This window comes from Sporolactobacillus laevolacticus DSM 442, assembly GCF_000497245.1.
Classification (GTDB): Bacteria; Bacillota; Bacilli; order Bacillales; family Sporolactobacillaceae; genus Sporolactobacillus; species Sporolactobacillus laevolacticus.
Genome location: NZ_AWTC01000001.1, coordinates 91,957 through 112,007, shown reverse-complemented (window position 1 = coordinate 112,007; position 20,051 = coordinate 91,957). Strand labels below are relative to the sequence as shown.

The 20,051-nt window shown below is 40.8% G+C and carries 22 protein-coding genes; 13 read left to right on the top strand and 9 right to left on the bottom strand.

The window, feature by feature from the left end:
* Positions 1-91: 91 nt before the first annotated feature.
* The 3 genes from P343_RS19925 to P343_RS19915 are packed head-to-tail and all read left to right on the top strand — an operon-like array spanning position 92 to position 2,476.
* Positions 92-604 carry an FMN-binding protein gene (locus P343_RS19925; protein WP_023508446.1) on the top strand — a complete coding sequence of 171 codons (513 nt, stop codon included), beginning with the start codon at positions 92-94 and terminating at the stop codon, positions 602-604.
* A 55-nt stretch (positions 605-659) separates the two neighbouring features.
* The gene (locus tag P343_RS19920) at positions 660-1,580 is read left to right on the top strand and encodes an FAD:protein FMN transferase (protein ID WP_023508445.1); all 921 of its coding nucleotides are present in this window, start codon (positions 660-662) and stop codon (positions 1,578-1,580) included.
* Entirely contained in the window at positions 1,568-2,476 is a 909-nt protein-coding gene (locus tag P343_RS19915; RefSeq protein WP_023508444.1) for an RnfABCDGE type electron transport complex subunit D, read from the top strand. The genes P343_RS19920 and P343_RS19915 overlap by 13 nt, the downstream gene beginning before the upstream one ends.
* Positions 2,477-3,059: 583 nt before the next feature.
* On the opposite strand, the gene P343_RS19910 is transcribed toward P343_RS19915, so the two are convergent.
* From P343_RS19910 to P343_RS19895, 4 genes are all read right to left on the bottom strand, one after another.
* A complete protein-coding gene (locus tag P343_RS19910) occupies positions 3,060-3,509 on the bottom strand; it encodes a DUF2231 domain-containing protein (RefSeq protein WP_023508443.1) in 450 nt (149 codons plus the stop codon).
* A 58-nt stretch (positions 3,510-3,567) separates the two neighbouring features.
* Positions 3,568-4,836, bottom strand: coding sequence for a sensor histidine kinase (locus tag P343_RS19905; protein WP_023508442.1), 1,269 nt, complete (start codon positions 4,834-4,836; stop codon positions 3,568-3,570).
* On the bottom strand, positions 4,829-5,509 hold the full coding sequence (locus P343_RS19900) for a response regulator transcription factor (RefSeq protein ID WP_023508441.1): 681 nt from the start codon (positions 5,507-5,509) through the stop codon (positions 4,829-4,831). Before P343_RS19900 ends, P343_RS19905 begins: the two co-directional genes overlap by 8 nt.
* 128 nt (positions 5,510-5,637) lie before the next feature.
* Positions 5,638-7,224 carry an alpha-amylase family glycosyl hydrolase gene (locus tag P343_RS19895; protein ID WP_023508440.1) on the bottom strand — a complete coding sequence of 529 codons (1,587 nt, stop codon included), beginning with the start codon at positions 7,222-7,224 and terminating at the stop codon, positions 5,638-5,640.
* Between the two features lie 155 nt (positions 7,225-7,379).
* Here P343_RS19895 and P343_RS19890 point away from each other — a divergent pair, with 155 nt between their 5' ends.
* Positions 7,380-7,784, top strand: coding sequence for a GH25 family lysozyme (locus tag P343_RS19890; RefSeq protein WP_023508439.1), 405 nt, complete (start codon positions 7,380-7,382; stop codon positions 7,782-7,784).
* Between the two features lie 173 nt (positions 7,785-7,957).
* Here the strand turns inward: P343_RS19890 and P343_RS19885 are convergent, their stop codons facing one another.
* Both P343_RS19885 and P343_RS19880 read right to left on the bottom strand, forming a co-directional pair.
* Positions 7,958-9,115: a glycosyl hydrolase family 18 protein gene (locus P343_RS19885; protein WP_236620302.1), complete on the bottom strand. Its 1,158-nt coding sequence runs from the start codon at positions 9,113-9,115 to the stop codon at positions 7,958-7,960.
* 337 nt (positions 9,116-9,452) lie between these two features.
* Positions 9,453-10,277, bottom strand: coding sequence for a helix-turn-helix transcriptional regulator (locus P343_RS19880; RefSeq protein WP_031263489.1), 825 nt, complete (start codon positions 10,275-10,277; stop codon positions 9,453-9,455).
* Between the two features lie 108 nt (positions 10,278-10,385).
* Between P343_RS19880 and P343_RS19875 the strand changes: the two genes are divergently transcribed.
* The 3 genes from P343_RS19875 (at position 10,386) to P343_RS0118365 (ending at position 12,866) form a co-directional block, all read left to right on the top strand.
* Positions 10,386-11,600, top strand: a complete 1,215-nt coding sequence (locus tag P343_RS19875) for an MFS transporter (protein ID WP_023508436.1) — start codon at positions 10,386-10,388, stop codon at positions 11,598-11,600.
* Positions 11,601-11,711: 111 nt separating this feature from the next.
* Positions 11,712-12,323: a flavin reductase family protein gene (locus P343_RS19870; RefSeq protein ID WP_023508435.1), complete on the top strand. Its 612-nt coding sequence runs from the start codon at positions 11,712-11,714 to the stop codon at positions 12,321-12,323.
* A 72-nt stretch (positions 12,324-12,395) separates the two neighbouring features.
* Entirely contained in the window at positions 12,396-12,866 is a 471-nt protein-coding gene (locus P343_RS0118365; RefSeq protein WP_031263486.1) for a GNAT family N-acetyltransferase, read from the top strand.
* Positions 12,867-12,872: 6 nt separating this feature from the next.
* Here the strand turns inward: P343_RS0118365 and P343_RS19865 are convergent, their stop codons facing one another.
* Positions 12,873-13,415: a GNAT family N-acetyltransferase gene (locus P343_RS19865; RefSeq protein WP_023508434.1), complete on the bottom strand. Its 543-nt coding sequence runs from the start codon at positions 13,413-13,415 to the stop codon at positions 12,873-12,875.
* 222 nt (positions 13,416-13,637) lie between these two features.
* Between P343_RS19865 and P343_RS19860 the strand changes: the two genes are divergently transcribed.
* The 3 genes from P343_RS19860 to P343_RS19850 all read left to right on the top strand — a co-directional run bounded on the left by P343_RS19860 (position 13,638) and on the right by P343_RS19850 (position 15,103).
* Positions 13,638-14,087, top strand: coding sequence for an NUDIX domain-containing protein (locus P343_RS19860; protein ID WP_023508433.1), 450 nt, complete (start codon positions 13,638-13,640; stop codon positions 14,085-14,087).
* Between the two features lie 111 nt (positions 14,088-14,198).
* A complete protein-coding gene (locus tag P343_RS19855) occupies positions 14,199-14,606 on the top strand; it encodes a GNAT family acetyltransferase (protein ID WP_023508432.1) in 408 nt (135 codons plus the stop codon).
* Positions 14,607-14,677: 71 nt separating this feature from the next.
* Entirely contained in the window at positions 14,678-15,103 is a 426-nt protein-coding gene (locus P343_RS19850; protein WP_023508431.1) for a GNAT family N-acetyltransferase, read from the top strand.
* Between the two features lie 58 nt (positions 15,104-15,161).
* On the opposite strand, the gene P343_RS19845 is transcribed toward P343_RS19850, so the two are convergent.
* Positions 15,162-15,953 (bottom strand): alpha/beta fold hydrolase, encoded by a 792-nt coding sequence (locus tag P343_RS19845; protein WP_023508430.1) that lies wholly within the window; start codon positions 15,951-15,953, stop codon positions 15,162-15,164.
* A gap of 211 nt (positions 15,954-16,164) precedes the next feature.
* On the opposite strand from P343_RS19845, the gene P343_RS19840 reads away from it, so the two are divergent.
* The gene (locus P343_RS19840; protein ID WP_023508429.1) at positions 16,165-16,881 is read left to right on the top strand and encodes an alpha/beta hydrolase; all 717 of its coding nucleotides are present in this window, start codon (positions 16,165-16,167) and stop codon (positions 16,879-16,881) included.
* Positions 16,882-16,888: 7 nt separating this feature from the next.
* Here P343_RS19840 and P343_RS19835 read toward each other — a convergent pair whose 3' ends face one another.
* Positions 16,889-17,191, bottom strand: a complete 303-nt coding sequence (locus tag P343_RS19835; protein WP_023508428.1) for a heme biosynthesis protein HemY — start codon at positions 17,189-17,191, stop codon at positions 16,889-16,891.
* A gap of 340 nt (positions 17,192-17,531) precedes the next feature.
* Between P343_RS19835 and P343_RS19830 the strand changes: the two genes are divergently transcribed.
* Positions 17,532-19,145 (top strand): S53 family peptidase, encoded by a 1,614-nt coding sequence (locus tag P343_RS19830; protein ID WP_023508426.1) that lies wholly within the window; start codon positions 17,532-17,534, stop codon positions 19,143-19,145.
* Between the two features lie 112 nt (positions 19,146-19,257).
* Positions 19,258-19,926, top strand: a complete 669-nt coding sequence (locus P343_RS19825; protein WP_023508425.1) for a VOC family protein — start codon at positions 19,258-19,260, stop codon at positions 19,924-19,926.
* The last annotated feature ends 125 nt before the right edge of the window (positions 19,927-20,051 follow it).

Sequence of the window (20,051 nt, the reverse complement as noted above, 5' to 3'; positions counted from 1 at the left end):
GCAAAAATTCAGTTTCTAATAGTAGAGTATGTATTGAATCGAACCTAACTTAACTAAAAAAGTATTTACTTAACGAATAGGAGGACTTTTGATGAGCAAGATCAGCCCAAAATGGATGGCATTATGCACTGCAGCGATCAGTATCACCTATGCAGCAGGATATGTAGTTACGGAACCAAAAGCTGCTCCAGTATCAGCAGCAGCACAACAAATACAATTGCATCCTCTGGACAAAGGATCAAAGAGCCAAAATGATCAACATAGTTCAAATAGCCAGGCTAATCAAGGCAGTACAAAAAAACAAGATAATCAGAGCGGCAGTTCAAGTCAAACTCAGTCAATGTACAAGGACGGAAGTTATGCAGGACAAGGGATGAACCGAATTGGTTCGGTTTCGGTAAGTGTTACGATCCAAAAAGGAAAGATTGAACGTGTTCAAATTACCGACTGTACAACATCATATCCGGAAAACTTGATTGATCATCTTCCTCAGCAGGTTGTCTCACGTCAGAGCTCGAATGTAGATAATGTATCGGGAGCGACTGAAAGTACAGATAACTTTAAAACAGCAGTCATGGAGGCATTAAGCAAGGCAAAGGCTTGATTATTTTACGGATTGATGAAGAAACAGGTGAATGAGGAGGTGTTCTGATACCAAGATGATCGATACACGAATGTTTATTTGCATGGACACGACAGTAACGATAAAGGTTGTTTCGGATCAGGAAGAACAGATCGATGATGTCATTAAGGAAGCGGTCCGCAACTTTTATCAAATAGAGCGTATATGCAGTCGCTTTGATCAAGACAGTGAACTGATGCATCTTTGCCAACGTGCCGGTGAGATGGTCAGCGTTTCTTCGATTTTATATCAGGCCATTAAGTTTGCTGTTGAAACAGCGGAAGAAACAGGAGGAGCATTTGATCCAACCATTGGCAGGATTATGGAGCAACGAGGATTTAACAGTAACTATTTGTCTGGTGCGAGAATGTGTTCTACTTTCGTAGAAACTTCGAATGTAAGTTATAAAGATATATCCATGATCGATGAGAAAATGGGGATTTACTTAAAAAAGCCTATGGTAATTGATCTGAATGCGGTTGTTAAGGGAATGGCTGTTGATCTTGCGGTGAAAACCATGCGAGATGCAGGTTTCAATAATTTCATAATTAATGCAGGCGGAGATATCTACGCAAGCGGACATAACGAACAAAATGAACCGTGGAAGATTGGCATTAGAAACCCATCAAATCGAGAAACATGGATCGGTTTTGTGCAGTTATCCGATGAGGCAATTTGTACATCAGGCGATTATGAACGCCCAAGTACGATTACTCCAGGGGAGAACCATCTACTTAATCCCCTCAGGCATAAATCTCCTCGCGAGCTGTCAAGCTGTACGGTTATTTCTCCTTTCACGATGCTTGCAGATGCGTTTTCAACGGCTGCATCTGTAATGGGTACTGACAAAGGAATTAAGAAGATGGAAGAAATGCAGCTGGACTGTCTGATGCTCACCCACTCATCAGAACGCTATTACACAAAAAATTTTAAGGAGAATGTATCATGGACCGAATAGATACGACCATCCGTCGAGAATACAGAAACGAACCTGAAACAAGAATGGGAAGAGCGAATCGCGCGCCGAAGAAGCAGAAAAAGTCGTCATTTCAAAAGTTTATTAAATCACCAAAAGGAATTGTTTTTATCATCCTGGCTATCTTGTCTTATGTCGGCACGTTTTATCCAACGGGTTTGTCGGGAATTAAAAATATCGTTTTAGCGATGGTAACAGGTGTACTTCTTGACTATGTTGTCGCCTATGTAATGAGTCGCCCATTACGTTTTTCTGATGGTGCCCTAATCACTGGGCTCATTATAGGAGGCGTCCTTAGCCCTGCGGTACCTTGGTACTTCGTCATGTTCACCACAATCGTTGCGTTGCTTTCAAAGCATATCCTTAAGGATAAACGAAAGCCTTTGTTTAATCCTGCTGCGGTAGGGCTGTTCATCAGTGCAACCTTGTTCTCGACAGGGGAGAGCTGGTGGAGTGGTTTGTCCATGACACCTGTGTGGATGACGGTTATTCTGCTTGCAGGTGGCTTTATTATAGTAAACAGAATTAACAAACTGCCGCTCGTATTTTCTTTTCTTGGTACCTATATGATGTTCTTTCTGATCTTGGGAATTCTTAATGTAGCTGGAGCAGGTGATGCACTCCGGGCACCATATATAGATGCAGCGTTATTTATGTCCTTCTTTATGCTGACTGATCCACCGACATCACCGGCAAAATATCGTGAGCAAGTGATTTTCGGCTTACTTGCAGCCTTAATCAGCGGAGCAGCTTATCTCTATCTAAGTAAGTTATCCTTCTTGCTTGTAGGATTATTTGCCGCAAATAGCTTGAAAGCTATTCATTCGAAACTGGATCAGCACAGCAGTACTCGGCGTAAAGTGATGAACGTGAACTGACACGAGCCTTTGAACACTGCAGTTTGTGAACAATGAATTAGAAAAACTAAGAAAAGCTGCTCCATTATGATGATATACTCCCCTTAAGATAGACAGATGTAAACATCAAAATCTGTTTTGTCTTTGGGGGAGTTTTCTTATGTTTAGGTAATTGTATTCTAGACAGTAAGAAATTTTGCTTGCTTAAATAAAAAACACGATCTTAGATAGGTTTGAAACATTCTAAAGCCTAGAAACCATAGTCAAAAGAACTTAAAGAAGCAGTTATGGGGCGGTTTTCTTTCGGAGGAATATTCTTAAGATATGAGATTGTGAGGCTGTATGGAATCCCAAGCAAATCGGTTCTCTGACGATAGAGTATGGCGAAACAAAAAGCTTACCGGAAACAATAATCAAATTAGAAATAAGGACGTTCGAAAAACTTTCGGTGAAGGTAAATGAGTACTTAAAATTTTTATGATCATGAAAGATACCAAAAAAAGACTAAACGACCTTAGCCCTATGGAATACAGAGCTAAAGCCGCTAGATTACTGTTTTATTATTTTCACTCTTTACTTAACAGTTGGAAATTCATCATATGTGTTACCTTTTGTTGAGGGAATAGGTGGATCCGGCATGTTTTTGGATATAGACCATTTGACCTCCATAATGTCCGGTTAATGCAAGTGTTATTGATCCGAAAATACAAAAGATAAGAACCAATGGGATCAAAATCTTTTTCTGGAAAAAATGGAAAAGAATCCTCAATCCGATAGCTGCTCCGAAAAGAAGCAGTGTCACCGTTGCATAGAATTGATGGATTTCTACAACTGAACGGTAAGCGTTGCCCCAGTGTGCAGCTGCAAATTCTTCAGCTCCATCACCGGATAGATAAGCTGCAATTCCTGAGAGGAAACCCACGGAAAGAAGGAGCAAGGCTGCCTTGTCAAAAAAATCTTTCTTCCATAGTGCAACAATTTGCAGGATTGTACCGAAAATCAATAAAGCGATAGGAAAATGAACAAGTAAAGGGTGAAGTGGTGTTCCGAACATATCAATCGTCTCCTTTTTATAAACAAATAGTAAAGAAGAAAACTGAAAATGAACTGAATTAATTCGAATTCTTGAGTATCGGCAACGTGATTTGAAAAGTAGTGCCTTTGTTTAGTTTACTCTCAAGTACTATTGAACCGCTGTACGCGTCAATAATTTCCCGTGCAATCGACAGCCCCAGTCCGTTCCCGCCGCTCTTCCTTGCTCTTCCTTTTTCTACTCGATAAAAACGCTCATAAATATGTTTTTGCTCGTTCTCAGCAATACCAATTCCCGTGTCTTTGGTAGAAAAGCAGAAGCAGTGATTTTTTTCATCTGCCCACACGCGTAGAAAGATCTGATCTCCAGCTTTTGTATACTTAAATGCATTGTCCAGAAAAATAGTAAATAGTTGCTTGATTTCAACCGGATTGGCATGGAGCTTAAGTTCATGTTGAGGCAAATCAAAATCGAATTTTTTCTCTTCAAGTACTGCTTTTTGGTGATAATATGTGGCAAAAGAATGGATCATTTTGATTCCTTCTATATCCGACCGTTGTACGGCTATTCCATCACGATCGGCTTTTGCAAGAGTGAGTAAATGGCTAATCAGTGTATTCATTTCACTGACTTCCTCTTTTAGATCGGTGAGTGTTTCTTTTGATGATTCGGACAAACGCTCGCTTTCTTCTGCTTCAAGATATTCAAGTCCGGCAGAAAACACGCTAAGGGGGGTCCGCATTTCATGACTCGCATCAGCAACAAAAGTTCTTTGTTTCTCATAGTTGTGTTTCACTGGAAGAACAGCTCGTCGCGCAAGAAAATGTGCAATCATAATCGATAATGAGCCAGCAATAAGACTTAGTACAAAAAGTAGTATGAACCATCGTTCGATGAGTTCATGAGCGCCTCTAATGCCTTTAGCAATGACAATATAGCCAATTCGATGTCCCTTCGCGACAACCGGCTCCATTGCATAGACCATGTAATTTTTTTCACCATTTATGGATGTAACCTTTGTTAGACCCCAGTTCTCTTTTTTTGCCACGCGTTCAATAAATTCATGGCGAAGTGGATTGGGCATTGTGCCTCTATAGACAACATCTTCTCCATTTTCTGAAAGAAAAGCCGACAAATAAAGAGAATGTTTGAAATGGCTGCCCTCAAGGTGATGCCGTTCGGCAAACTCTATTGCCTGGTCACGCGCAACATCCTCAACTTGCCAACTGACAGACTGATAGATCATGCTTTTAAATACAAAAAAGAGAACAATAAAAAGAGCAGCAAGGGTAAGGAAAAACCACAGACTGTAGGTCAGTGTCAGTTTTCTTTGCAGCGTTTTAAACATGTTCATCCACCCACATATAGCCCAAACCGCGGATTGTTTTAATATAACTGCTTTGCTTGGACTGACCAAGTTTCTTTCTTAATAGCTTCACAAAGGCTTCCATGGTATTAAACGTGACGTCACTGCTCTCTTCCCAAACTCTCGACATAATCATTTCTTTAGAAAGAATCCTACCAGTGTTTTTAACAAAATAAACAAGCAGCTGGTATTCTCGAGAAGTTAGGCTGAGCAGTTCGTCATTTTTTTTAATCAAATGATTCGTCAAGTCAATGGTTAGGTCGTGGGTTCGGATCACATTTTGATCGACCGGGAAAAAGTTCCTCCGGTAAAGAGATCGGAGACGTGCAAAAAGTTCTTCAAAAGCAAATGGCTTCATCATATAGTCATCTGCTCCAGAATCAAGTCCTTGAACGCGATCTTCAAGGGCATCTCGTGCTGTGAGCATAAGTATGGCTCCACTGTATCCTTCTTTCCTCAATAATCTGCTGACTTCAATCCCGTCCTTTTCAGGAAGCATCCAATCGAGGATGATCACATCATAATCCCCGGTAAGGGCTTGGTCGTATGCGGTTTCTCCATTGTCGACCCAGTCAGCAGCGAATTGTTCTTTCTTTAACATTTTCATAATTAATTTTCCAAGACGCAGGTCATCTTCAGCAAGCAGTACTTTCATTAATCTACCTCATTTCGCAGTGAATCAGACATCGTTTTATCTGTTCTTTAAATAAATTCTACTACAAAAAGGGACTTCACAGGAGTAGTAGTTTATCCTGTGAAGCCCCTTTATCTATTGCTTATTATTCACTTTAAGAGAATGGTTGAATAGGACGGTAACGTAATCTTGATTGTCCCATGGCCCCTCTTAACATTCTCATGTGAAAAGGTGGAGAAGAGTACTTTATGTGTTTTAAAAGCTTCTTTATCGACAGTGATCGTGACCGTTTGATCGGATAGGTTATTTAGAACAAGTACCGAGTCTTTCTGATCATTTCTTGTATAACCCAGAACTCTGCTGTCTCCGGTCTGAAAGTCCTTAATATCCCCTGAAACCAGAGCTGGATTTGAATTACGGAGATGGATCAGTTCACGGTAACGATTGAGAAGCGAATTCGGATCAAGATCTTCAGATTGAACAGAAACTGCATTTGGGCCAACGTTATATTGCGGCGTTTCCCAAGTTGTCTGACCTTCTCCATCACCAGGATACCAGCGGAAAGGTTCACGCTTGAACTCATCCGGGCCTGCTCCAAGCATCCCAATTTCTTCACCATAATAAATATATGGATTACCTGGCATAGTCAGGAGAACCGACGCCGAAAGCTTTGCTTTATCCACGTTACCGTTAAGAAGCGACATCGTTCGAGGTTGATCATGATTTGTTAAAAATGGTGCGTCAATTGCATTTGCGTTTACACTCTGATATTGGGAAAGGGCACTCATTTCAAAAGCAACGAGTCCGTTATTTTCACCACTCTGGACTGCATCCAATATCTTACCGGCAAGATCAAAGTTGAAATTCGAGTTCAGTGCCTGATAATAAGGTGCGATGTTGTTTGGACGGTCCCAGACTTCTCCTACCAGATAAACTTTCGGATCTGTTTTCTTAAGGGCTTGACTGAATTCATCCCACCAGGCGACATTTTTTTCCGTATCCCCGGTGTAGATGTGCATCGCCGCATCCAACCGGAATCCGTCAGCCCCCTGATTCAGCCAGAACTTGCCGATGTTAATGGCTTCTTCCCGAACCTTCGGATTATCATAATTCAAATCGGGCATAGCCTTGTCAAAGACTCCGTAATAGTAGTCGCCTGAACCTGGATGAGTTTCATGCCAGACTTGCTGACCCCATGGCCCTTTTTCATTGATGTCTGTATTCTTGTCCGCCCAGATATAGTAATCTCTGTATGGACTGTTCTTGTCATTTTCTGCAGCCAGGAACCATGGATTCTGATTGCTCGTATGATTCAGAGCGATGTCCAAAATTACTTTCACACCACGTTCATGTGCTTCTCGTGCCAGTCGGCGGAAATCGCTCAGAGTTCCATATTGTGGATCCACATTATAGAAATCTGTTGTATCATACTTATGATAAGTCGGTGATGGATAGATCGGCATCAACCAGATGGCATTGACACCAAGGTCTGTCTTACTGTTTTTGTGTCCGTCATTCAGATAATCCAGTTTCTGGGTGATCCCATTTAAATCGCCATGCCCATCGTGATTGGAATCATAAAAAGAGTTAACAAACAGTTCATAGTAAACCCCAAGATTGCTCTGATTTGATCTGAAAAAAGAGTCGCTTTTTGCAAATGATTGAGATGCAAAGCTAAAAATAAAAACTAGTGTCAATACTGCAGAAACAATTTTGATCCAGAATTGTTTTTTCATTATACTTCCCCTCTCTTTTTGGTTGTCTTATCCTAGCATGATTCGACACGACAAAATCAAAGCGTATACTATATTCACGAAAATAGGGTAAAGGTCACGGAATTATAAATAATGGACTATACATTTTAATTCATAATTTACTAGGGAATGATTCTATGAAGAAAAAAATAGTTTTAGCGGTTACTGCTTTTGTTATATCAGCAGTGTTTATTGTTTGTTTACTCCTAGTCAATGGCGTGATCTTGTTTAATCACCCGTCAAAAGAGGTTTATCCTGTACGAGGAGTAGATGTTTCAGCATATCAAGGAAAGATTTTATGGGATGTTTTATCTAGGCAAAAGATCCAATTTGCATATATTAAAGCGACCGAGGGTAGTACTTCCCAGGATAAGCGATTTTCATATAATTGGAAAAACGCTTCCAAAACTTCTTTGCGGATTGGTGCTTATCATTTTTTTAGTTATGATAGTTCTGGAGAAGCGCAGGCCGAAAACTTCATTCATACAGTCCCTAAAATAGAATATATGTTACCGCCAGTTGTCGATATCGAATTTAAATGAGGGAGTCTGTCTGGGCAGGGGAACTACATGATTTAGTCAGCCAGCTGCTTTTAGCAGAAATTATGAAATTAATCCATTGAAACGAGAGCAGGATGTCAAAGGCTATGACTGCTGAGTTACATTACCTACTATCATTCTCGCTCTGTCTTAAATACTATAAAATAGAGGCTGCTTTACGTTCGCCACTTGCGAATAGTAAAATTGTTTTCGAGCAGCGCCCAGTTTTGCGGATATGGATAGCCGAGTGCCCAATAGCTGAGACCGCGGAGCTTGAATTCTTTGACCAAGTCAAATTTTGCTTGTGCGCTTCGTGCATCTTCAAACCAAACTTCATGACTGCGACCTTGTTCATCGACATAGCGATAATAGGGTGATTGCGCTTGTTGATCATACTGAATTGCAGCCCCGTATTTAATGGCCCGGTCGACAGCTTCCTTCGGACTAAATGTTTCAGCCTCCCGGCCCTCAACATGAGGGAGCAACCAGTCACGAGCGTATGTTTCAAATCCTAGGGAAATTTTATTTGCCGGTATGACCGATAAAGCGTATTGAACGACCTCTCTCATTTTATCAACAGGTGAGATCGCCTGTGGCGGGCCGAGACGGAAGCCCCATTCATAGGTCATCAGCACAACAAAATCAACAATTCGACCGTGAGCCTCGTAATCATAGGCTTCATACGATGCAAAAGGCTGTGTAGCACCCGTTTTCGGCATCACTGCAGTAGAGAGTAAGAAACCCAGAGGATGCAGGCGATCAGCTGCCTGCTGAAGAAATTGATTGTATTGTTCGCGATCAGCAGGCAGAACATTCTCGAAATCAACATTTAATCCTCGATATCCTTTCTCCTGCATGATCCGAACAATGTCCGACAGTAAATTTTCACGATATTCCGGAGTGTTGAGTACGCGATGCAATAAGTCTGATCCGGATTCAGTTGCAGAGAAGTTATTAATCGCCATGGTTGGTAGGACGTTTTGCGCAAAAGCAGCAGATAATCTTGCCTGATCATCTAACAAATCCAAGGTTCCGTTTGCTGTGACATGGTAGGCAAATGGAATAACCGAAGTAAGCAGATAGCCTAGTTGAAGAATTGTTAATGCGTCAACAGAATCAGATTGGTATGTATAGGCATTGACTTCAAGTGTTGGCTTGGGTCCCGCGTAGGGTGGTACTTCTGGAATAGGAACAACTAATGCCTGGCCAATCACGAGTCGGTTTGAGTCGGACAACCCGTTTATGGCTGCAACCACAATTGCAGATACGTGGTAATAGTTTGTAATTTGCCATAGCGATTCTCCACTCTGCACAACATGAATCAACACAGCCATCGCTCCTTCTTCATCTAGACTTGCATTCAATGACGAATGAATTATGGATTCGAATCTATGATCACTGGAACAGAATACAACTGGATTGTCATGTGAAGAAGAGATCCATCCTGAATCTAAAGATATGCATGGAACGCTCAATAATATGCTCTCTCCAGTTCATATTTAAAATCCGGACTGTTCAATTTCATGCACTATCCATCTTCAGACAACAATTAAATTTATGAAGAATACGGCTGATTAATTCAATTAGGTTGAGCTTTGTAGTTGTAAAACGAAAGCTTTCTAATTGTACGCAAACACGTCTGTTGTTGTTACTCCAAGTATCACCTTACTTTCACGATTGGAGGGTCTGCAGTTTTGTTAGAGAGGCATGATCTCCTGCAAGATGAATTGTAATTGTTGCACCAGGCAATTCTTCGGATTGAAAAGATAAGTAATTAAGGCGAATATCGCCGACAATTGGATGATGCAATAGCTTTTTGCCTTCGGGTGTTCCACAGATCGTTTGATCATTCCACCACGAATCAAATAATGAACTTGCTTCCTGCAATTGATGGATAAACGTGTTCAGATCTGAATTATTTGACGTTTTGCTAAAGGCCATTCTGAGCTGGCTTACGCGCCGCTTTGCATGACCTTGCCAATCATCAAGCAGTTCTTGCATATACGGATCAGTGAAGGCACGCCATACGGTGTTCCGATCGAGCCCTGACATTTTGGGGTAATTACCAAATATTTTCAAAGTTGCTTGATTCCACGCAATCATGTTCCATCTTTGGTCGGTAATATAAGCGGGGTGGGGCTGCTGTGCGTCCAAGAAATGCTGCATGCCGTCACTGATGATAAGTTCTCCAGTGTGTTCATCTGGGATTCTTTGATCTGCTAATGAAAAGAGATAGGCACGTTCTTTATTATTTAACTGAAGAACAAGACTCAGAGACAATAAGACGTCTGCCGACGGGTGTACCGTTCGCCCCTGTTCCAAACGTGTATACCAGTCAACACTGAGCCCCGCCAAATCAGCAACTTCTTCACGTCTTAGTCCCTCAACCCGTCGACGGAAACCTTCTTTTAAACCGGCTTGTTCAGGTGAAAGGGATGCTCGCTTTTTCTTTAAAAATTGACCTAGCGCGTAATACTTTCCTTCGTTTTTCTTCACCTGATGACCTTCTTTCATAGGATTATCAATCCTAGGATAACGAACGCTCTTCTTGCGTGCAGGATATTATTATACCTTATATCTTGTCGAATAAAGAAGGAGTTGGCGATGGTGAATGAAACAATTAATAAGAATAATAGATTTTCAACAGGATTACAAAACATTCTTGCATTAACTTGCGCCGCTGCAGTAGCTAATTTATTTTACGATCAGGTGTTGCTCTCTGATATTGTCAAGCATTTTTCCATTCAGGCGAGCGAAGCAGGACTCTTATTATCTGTGATTCAAATAGGGTATACACTTGGCCTTCTTTTTGTTGTCCCGTTAGGAGATCGGTTCAACAGAAGAATTCTGATATTAGGGAGTATGTTATTGTCTGCGGTGTGGCTTGTCCTAATGACATGGGTGTCTTCTTTTCAATTATTATTAGTGATCGGATTTTTGCTGGGATTCAGTACAGTCTCAGCACAATTGATTGTCCCTTTTGTTGCTTCAAATGCGTTGCTTGAGCAGAGAGGAAAGCTAATCGGACATTTATTGACGGGGATTTTTATGGGGGTGCTTGTTGGGCGTGTTTTCGGCGGGTGGATTGGCCAACTTTTTGGATGGCATGCCGTACATTGGACAGCAGCGTTCATTTTAATCTGTATTGCGAGTTATCTTTTCTGGCGGCTGCCAGAAGACCAGGCGCCGAAGCAGGCATCCTACAAGGAAATTATTGGCTCGTTGTTGCCACTCATCAAGAAGGAGCCCATTCTTAGAGAGACGTTAGTGCTTGGGTCTGCAGCATTTGCTGCTTTTAACGTTTTCTGGGTGCCCCTTGCGCTCTTGTTAAATGGGGAGCCCTATCACTTTGGAAGCGGCATGACAGGTACTTTTGGATTTGTTGGAATTGCGGGTGCGTTAGCAGCAGGGTTTACAGGCAAACTGTCAAATCGTCCGAACGTCCGAGGGTGGAACATAACCGCATTGCTTGTGATGGTCCTATCCTTCGTGTTTTTCGGATTTGGTTGGCGTTCTTTGCCGCTGCTTATTCTTGTAACTTTCTTTCTTGATGTCGGTTCACGTATGAACATGTCTTTGAATCAAGGAAGGCTGTACCAACTCGATCCCGGCAAACACAGTAGATTAAACGCACTATTCATGGTTGGCTATTATCTAGGCGGTTCAATTGGTTCTTGGGTTGGCAGTCAAGCTTATCACATAGTGGGTGCTGTGGGAATGGTGATCAGCGGCAGTGCATTTCTCTTGTTAGCGATCTGCTATGAATTTATAAAAAAACAAAAGAATCTTATGAATCAAAGTAGACGGTTCGTTGAGTGATGCGCAATATTGCTAACAGCTATTTTCTGAATGAGGTTATACTGTTTTTAAGAAGATTGAATCATTGAAGTGGAAACTAATTTGTTTGAGAGCAGAACAGGGGGCTAAATTTTGATAAGCATTGATCCAAACGCACTACCTGGGCGGGAAAATTATAAGTTTTTATCAGGCAGCATTATTCCGAGACCGGTAGCCTTCGTAACAACGCAGTCATCAGAAGGTATATTAAATGCAGCACCATTTAGTTACTTCAATATCATTACTGATGAACCGCCAATGATCTCCGTATCCGTGCAACGATTAAACGGAGCGATGAAAGATACATCGAGAAATGCGGTTGAAAAAGGTGAATTCGTTGTCCACATTTCTGATGAAAGCTATATTGATCAAATAAATAACACGGCAAAGCCATTGCCATCAAATGAAAGTGAGGTTGAAGATTCTGGACTAACCCCTGTCAACAGTATCAAGGTCAGTGTTCAAGGGGTAAAAGAAGCGAACATTCGACTGGAATGCGTGCTTGAGCGAGCAATAGAACTAGGTGGGACGGATGGCAATCCTTCTTGTGACTTATTAATTGGGCGGGTCGTTTATTATCATATTAGGGAAGATTTATACAAGAAAGGACGAATCAATGCTGCTGGGTTAAAACCGGTTAGCAGACTAGCCGGAAGTGCCTATGCAAAATTGGGTGAAACCTTTGAAATAATAAGGCCTGTGTAAGGTTCATAATGAAGAGCTGAGTCGGACGGTTCCAATTCAATCGTAATATAGATTCTTTTTATGGAGGAAATCATGATTCATTTTAGATTTGCAGATCATTCCGATTCTGAATTGATTCGCAACCTGATGGTTCAAGCCTTTACTGAATACCAGAATTCGAAGGTGCCATCTAGCGCGATGCAGGAATCAACGGCATTAATTGAAGTGGCGTTGGAAAATGGGGAACAGGCGCTGATTGCATTTGACGAAACAATCCCAGTTGGAATGGTACGTTTTCGAGTGAGGAATGATGTTCTTTATTTTTTCCGGCTTTCAGTAATCCCTGAAAGACAGGGTCAGGGTGTTGCAAAAAGAATTTTGCAAGAACTTGAAAAAGTTGCAAAAGATAATAATAGACATTCTATCGTGTGTAGGGTACGCAAAAGTGTAATCAGAAACGTACATCTCTATCAATCAATTGGTTATCAGGTCTTTGATCAGGAAGTTGTTCATAAGCCAGAAGGTATTGATATTGAAGTTGTGCTTATGAAGAAGAAGGTGTAAGTAGAATCATATTTCGTTAGGATTTATGATCGCCAGCGTGATGTGGTCCTCCCAGCGATTATTAATCTTTACATTTTTCCGTGCCAATCCTTCTTTTTGAAAGCCGGTCTTCTCTAAAACACGATTGGATCCTGTGTTATGCGGCATCACTCCCGCCTCAATTCGATGTAGATGAAGCCGGTTGAATGCATAATCGACGATCAAATGGACGGCTTCGGTCATATACCCTTTACCATTCTGCGTTTTATCTAAAAAATAGCCGATAAAAGCACTTTGCAGAGGTCCTCTTTGAACTTGAAAAAGATTGATGGTTCCCAATAATGCATGATCCTCATTTCGAAAAATGCCGAATTGATATTCAGAATCCTGTTCTGCTTTTTGTTTCCATCTTTGGATTAAACGCGTTTGGTATTCAATAGAGTAATAATTTATAGTGCGTGTCATAGAAAATTGTTCAAAAAAATCCTTATTAGTTACTTGTAATTGCAGCAAATGCTCAACGTCTGTTAACGTAAATGGTTTCAGATAAATCTGATCACTAGTCAGCAATTTTATCCTCCTTCTTGAGTTAAAGACAGAAAAGCTGTCCTTTTTGCTATAATTAGATTAATGCCATTATATCTGTTCATATGGATTTGTAAATAAACTGACCATATGCTGGTAAGTTTATTTTTGATGTTGCCTTTTAAATCAGGGGAATAAAAGAAAAAGTAATTTGTATACACAAGGCTGAGCGAAATTTCGAAACAGATAAATTGAAGGTGATGTCGGGTGCCCATTCCGACTTTTGGATCAAAATTGGAGAACTTGACTTATAAAAAACGAAAAGGTGCCTACGCAGTAGTTTTTGAGAATCACTCCAGGATGAGACTGGGTTTAATCCGGGTAAATCATAATTATTTTTTACTTGGAGGTGGCATGGAAGAAGGAGAAACAGATGAACAATGCCTGCGTCGGGAAATTCTTGAAGAAGTTGGCTATACGTTTAAAAATATAAGATACATAGGACACGCGCTACAATATCTTATTTCAAGAGATGGAAGGCCTTTGATGAATGATGGCTATTTCTATGCTGTTTCCTTGATGGAGAAAGTTCAGCAGCCAGTAGAAACCGATCACTTTTTCGAATGGGTGAATAGTGACCGTTCACTTGAAACGCTTATGGTCCGAGAGCAGCAAGCTTGGGCCATTCAGCAGGCATTAATAACTGAGCACATTTGACTAAAAGGTAAAGCTGTGAATACTCTGACAAACTCGAAGAAAGTGTTAGATATGTCAGAATTTCTATGATCACAAATGCATCTAAACATTTTATTATTGGAGGATTTTATTATGAAATTTCGAACGTTTACATTGAATGATTTTGATTCAGTTATTTCTTTATGGAGAAAAGCCGGATTAATTCTGTCACCTTCAGACACTTCTGAAGGATTGAAGAAAAAATTAAAGAGAGATTCTGAGTTATTCTTTGTTGCGGAGGAAGATCATCAAATCATCGGTGTGGTGATGGGAAGCTACGACGGAAGAAGAGGATGGATAAATCATTTGGCGGTTGATCCGGAATATCAGGGGAGAAAAATAGGGCAAGCAATGATCATAGAACTAGAAAAACGCTTCAGAAAAGAAGGATGTGAAAAAGTTAATCTACTGATCGAACCAAGCAACAAAGGGGTTCAGAGCTTCTATGAAAAGCAAGCGTACAAAAGAGACGAATTAATTTTTATGGAGAAATGGATTTAATTCAAACCTTAGTTTGCATAAGTCAATGATACAAAAATAATGCATGTGCCTCTGAAAAGGAGAGCGTTTACGTGATTAGAATAGCCAAAACGTCTGATGTTAAGAAACTTAGCGATCTTTGTTCTCAACTTGGTTATGAAGTGGAAGAAACAGACATCAAGAAACGACTTCAGTATATTTTAGATAACCCGGATCATGGATTATTTGTTTACGAAGATCAGAAAGGTTTGGTTGGTGGTTGGGCACATGTCTTCGGTAAACATCTGCTAGAAGGGATATATGCTGAACTCGGGGGAATAGTTGTTGATAGTCGGCATAGACGTCTGGGTATCGGGAAATCGCTGATTGAACACTGTGAGAAATGGGCCATTGAAAAGGGATATTCAGAGCTTAGAGTACGATCAGGCGGGACGAGAGAAAAAGCACATCTATTTTATTCTCAAATGGGCTATGAGAATACAAAATGGCAAAAAGTATTTAATCGACTATTAAAATAACCGAATATTGTAATGCTTGTGAGAACGAAAATTTGTCAAATTCTCCTTCGAAGAAAGCTCAGTGTTCGTTTTCTTTTTGTTCTTGCTGCGCATTAATAAATTGCTCAATAAAACCATTTAACTCAGACGCGGCTTTTGTTGGAATTTGATGCTTGACACCCGGAATCCATTTCAATTCATTGTGAGGTAATTTGTCATGCAGCAACTTGGCGTAGCGAAAAAAGCCCTGATCGGCTAGCCCGTAGACTAATAATACTGGAATTTTTATGTTTGCCAATTGTCCAGTACAATTATAGGACAAGCTGTACTGATAATATTCTTCAATATTTTTGGCGCTTCCATTTTGTTGTTCTTTAACCATGTTCCAGAATGAGGCCAGTGTATCCATATTGGTTCCGGAAATGTATAAAGCCAAAACGGATCGCGCCTTGAATCGGATAAGAGTCCTCGCAAGTATAATTTTGCTTCTTAATGACCAATCACTGATTTCAGACAATCCGCTGATCAGTATTGCTCCCTTTGCCCGCTCAGAATACTTCAATAGAAATTCAAGAGCAATAGTGCCTCCTGTTGAATAACCGCAAATATAGGCTTTTTCAATGTTGAGATGATCTAATAACCGTTTCATATCATCCGCAATCAGCGGGTAAGTCAAAGATTGCTGGGAAGATGAACTTCTTCCATGTCCTCGGATATCGAAAGTAATAATCTGGTAACTCGAGGATAATTCCTTTACCTGATACTCAAAATTAAAATGTGTCAGAAGAGGAGGGTGAATAAAGAGAATAGGTATCCCCTGACCGACAATCGAGTAATAAAGTTTGCAACCGTTCGTCATCATGAATGGCATATCAGATCACCTCATCTTGTCCATGTTGTTCATTATCATTTCCTGATTATTCGCCTGTATCCGAAACGGTCAGGATTTTTTCGATTTTCTTACCTTTTTTTGTATGATCCATCGGTGACACCGGCAGACTAGAGGTGTATTCTTCAGTTCTATTCGATCAAGATAAATCAGAGGCGAAGTAATTTTTGCCTGAATTTAGGGAGGAATATTCATGCATCAAGAGTTATGTGTTATTATTCATGGGTTTGCCGGAAGCCCGTGGGAAGTGGAACCATTAGCACATGCCTTGGAGCGAATGGGTTACGAAGTCGTGACGCCCTTGTTACCGGGGCACAGTATTAACAAGGAACGAATGGAGAAAATTACTGCAATGGATTGGCTGCAAATGATTGACAAAATTGTTGAAAATGCAATTGAAAAAAATAAAGAAGTTCATTTGATTGGATTTTCAATGGGCGCGATGATCGCTTCTATTGTTGCCTGTCGATATCAGATATCAACCTTAGCGTTACTTTCTCCGGCAGTCTATGTACTTACGCCTCATGTGTTAAGGATGAGGCTGGAAACACTTTTTCAACTCAATAAAAATAATCGATCATTTTCTGAGCACATGATTCTCAATGATCGATCATTCTTCCGTTTTATCCCCATTTATAATCTATTCCAATTTCAAAGGGTTGTCCGTCATGCAAAACGGATCTTTCAACATATTTCTATCCCGATTTGTATCATTCATGGAGAAAAGGATGAAACCGTAGATCCGAAAAGTTCAAAACTGATTTATCGAGAAGTTTCATCAAAAGAAAAAGAGTTGCACTATCTTCCGTTTTCAAGGCATCATATTTGCCGGGATCGTGATGTTGACACGGTTATTCAATTGATTGTTGAATTTTTGGAAAAATATAACAAACATCAATTAGCTAAGTGAAATCGAGTTAAAAATGATGGTGATGTCCTTTTGTTGGATTATTGATTTCAAATCCTGGTTCCGGAACATAAAAAAATTGGATCCATATCCCATCAAGGAGCTCCTCACGTTTATCTAAGAGCACGTCAATTTCTTTGTCTGTGTGAACAATTTCATCATGCTCTGTGGGTGTTCCGTAAGTCAGCGCATAATGGGCGTGGTCTCCATGATGCTCAGTCACTATGACGCGAAGCATCTGTCCTTTTGCATCTTCGTTTTCAAGCATTGTTTTCATAACTTTTGCGGCATTTCGATTGATTTTGCATTTCATGATTAATTCCTCCGTTTTGTTTCTTATGGCGCTTGTCTCAGTATGCCATATTCAGAGAGGAAAATCTCGTTTGCAGATTTGTATGTCGTTCTTTGAAGGTATTCTATACTTCTCTAGGGTTTATTTAAAACAATTTCAGATTATTTAGAGTTTTATTCTTTCTATATTAACCTTTTGTTGATATAATAGGAACGTACATTCCGGTGCGGGAATTTCAGATCTGGGGAATGATTTTGAACCATTTTCGTTCAGATTTTTTTGCAATTTCAAACGAAAGCACCATGAAAAACAAAGAAAACGGTGGTAAATTGAAATCAATTCAATACAGAGGTGAATAATCATGAATAAGGATGATCATTTGTTGAACAGACAATATGGACAGGAACCTTCGCATGAAATACCGTTGCCTCAGAGTGAGCGTCATCAGTTGGCCAATGCCCATCAAATTGGTCCTGCAGATCCGAACAAAGAGATGACAGTCACTATTCTCGTACACCGGCCTTCGATCAGCCATTTTATTGCTGAAAATAAAGGGAATTCTCTAAGTCGGGAAGATTTCGTCAGTACTTATGGTGCAAAACAGGAAGACCTAAACAAAGTGGAAATCTTTGCGAACGCACATCGTTTAAAAGTGAAAGAGGTCAATATTGCCGCAGGTACGATGATTCTTTCCGGAAAGACAGCCGATTTTAATCGAGCGTTCGGCATTCAATTACAGCAATTTAAACACCCTAATTTTACCTATCGTGGACACAGCGGTTCTGTTAAGATTCCTCAAGAACTCGATGGGATTGTCGAAAGTATCTTCGGTCTCGACAATCGCCCTCAAGTGAGCACACATTTCCAGATTCTTCATGAAACGGATCAAACCATACAAAGTCGTCAAGCGAGACAATCGTACACCCCTGCACAGGTTGCCCAGCTTTACAGCTTTCCTTCAGACATCAGCGCAAATGAACAATGTATCGGCATTATTGAGCTTGGCGGCGGTTATAAAACTGATGAATTGAGGGAGTATTTCTCAGGATTGTCTCTTGATGCACCGGATGTTGTTGAAGTGCAAGTAAATGACGTTGGCAATCAACCGACTGGGGATCCCAGTGGTCCGGATGGAGAAGTTGTCCTAGATATTGAGGTCGCAGGAGCGGTCGCTCCAGGTGTGAAAATCGCAGTATATTTTGCCTCAAATACCGATGCGGGTTTTCTAAATGCTATCAATACGGCCATTCACGATAATAAGAACAAACCATCGGTCATTTCGATCAGCTGGGGAAGTTCGGAAAGTAACTGGACACAGCAGGCGATGAAAGCGATGGATCGCGCGTTTCAGGATGCACGGGCACTTGGGGTGACCATTTGCAGTGCAGCGGGTGATCGCGGTTCTTCTGATGGTGTCAATGATGGTTTGGTTCATGTTGATTTTCCCGCATCCAGTCCGAACATTCTTTCTTGCGGCGGCACGCGTCTGGTAGGGAGCGGTTCTACCATAAATAACGAAACCGTCTGGAATAACGGACCAAATAGCAGCACAGGAGGTGGAGTCAGTGAGTACTTCAATTTGCCTGAGTGGCAAACGAACGCACAAGTACCGCTTTCGGCTAATCCGGGTGCAAAGTCAGGACGAGGAGTGCCTGATGTAGCCGGTAATGCGGATCCTGTGACCGGGTACCAGATATTGGTAGACGGACAGCGGACTGTAATTGGCGGGACAAGTGCTGTTGCACCCCTTTGGGCGGGACTGATTGCGCTGATCAATCAGAATCTTGGCCATCCGATTGGTTTTATGAACTCAATACTCTACGAGGATTCCACTCGATCATCTCTGCGAGATATTACGATTGGAAACAATGATTCGAGCCGGGAAGCCGACGCTTATGACGCCCATGCTGGATGGGATGCATGCACTGGAATGGGAAGCCCCATTGGTACGAGGCTTTCTAGTCTTTTTCATTAATTACTTTGAACATTATAGAGAATGCTGAACAATGAGATTGATCAATTGCAACGAGCGAGATGTTTCTGTCTCGCTCTTTTTCATCTAATAAATGACTGAAAGAGGGATGAGTATGAATATTGCGAAGGTAACTCTTTGTACGGATCAGCTAAAAAAGCTTAAGAAATTTTATTCAGAAGTGTTAGGTTTTGAAGTTGAAAAAGAAAGCTCAGACGAATTAATCCTGAAAATTGGGAGCAGTAAGCTGGCTTTCAAACCATGTGCATTAAATAAAACTCCTGTCTACCATTTTGCTTTTACTATTCCTGGAACCTTATTTAAATCGGCGAAAGAATGGATACAGTCAAAAGTGCCCTTAAACACGGAAGGGGGGGATGATGAAGTCTATTTTGAATTTCTGAATGCTAGGTCTTTTTACTTTTATGATTCGGCAGGAAACGTTGTTGAATTCATCGGGCGAAAAAGCTGCATAAGTAGAAAAGAGGACTTTTCCATTGATGATGTCATTAATATCAGCGAAATTAATCTAACTGTTAATGATGTTTTGGTGGAAGGTAAAAAACTATTAAATCAAGGCTTTAAACCACTAGATAATAAACCCTTGAATGAAAAAGGGCTTAATTTTATGGGGGATTTTAAAGGATATTTTTTACTTGGACCTGTTAATAGAACGTGGTTCTTCTCTAATAAAGTTTCCGGTGCATTTCCCGTTACTGTAGAACTAAGCCAGGGAATCACTGTGCGTGCTCATTCGAATGGAACTATTTCTTTTGAAAGCTGATCTTATATCTTGTACCTCCCGGAACGAAATACGGCCTCGTCCTGCCGAGAATATAAGTGCTTTGGGAAATACATCTTATTCTCTGTCGCAAGGAGTAATCAACATAATTTGAAACGATGTATTCC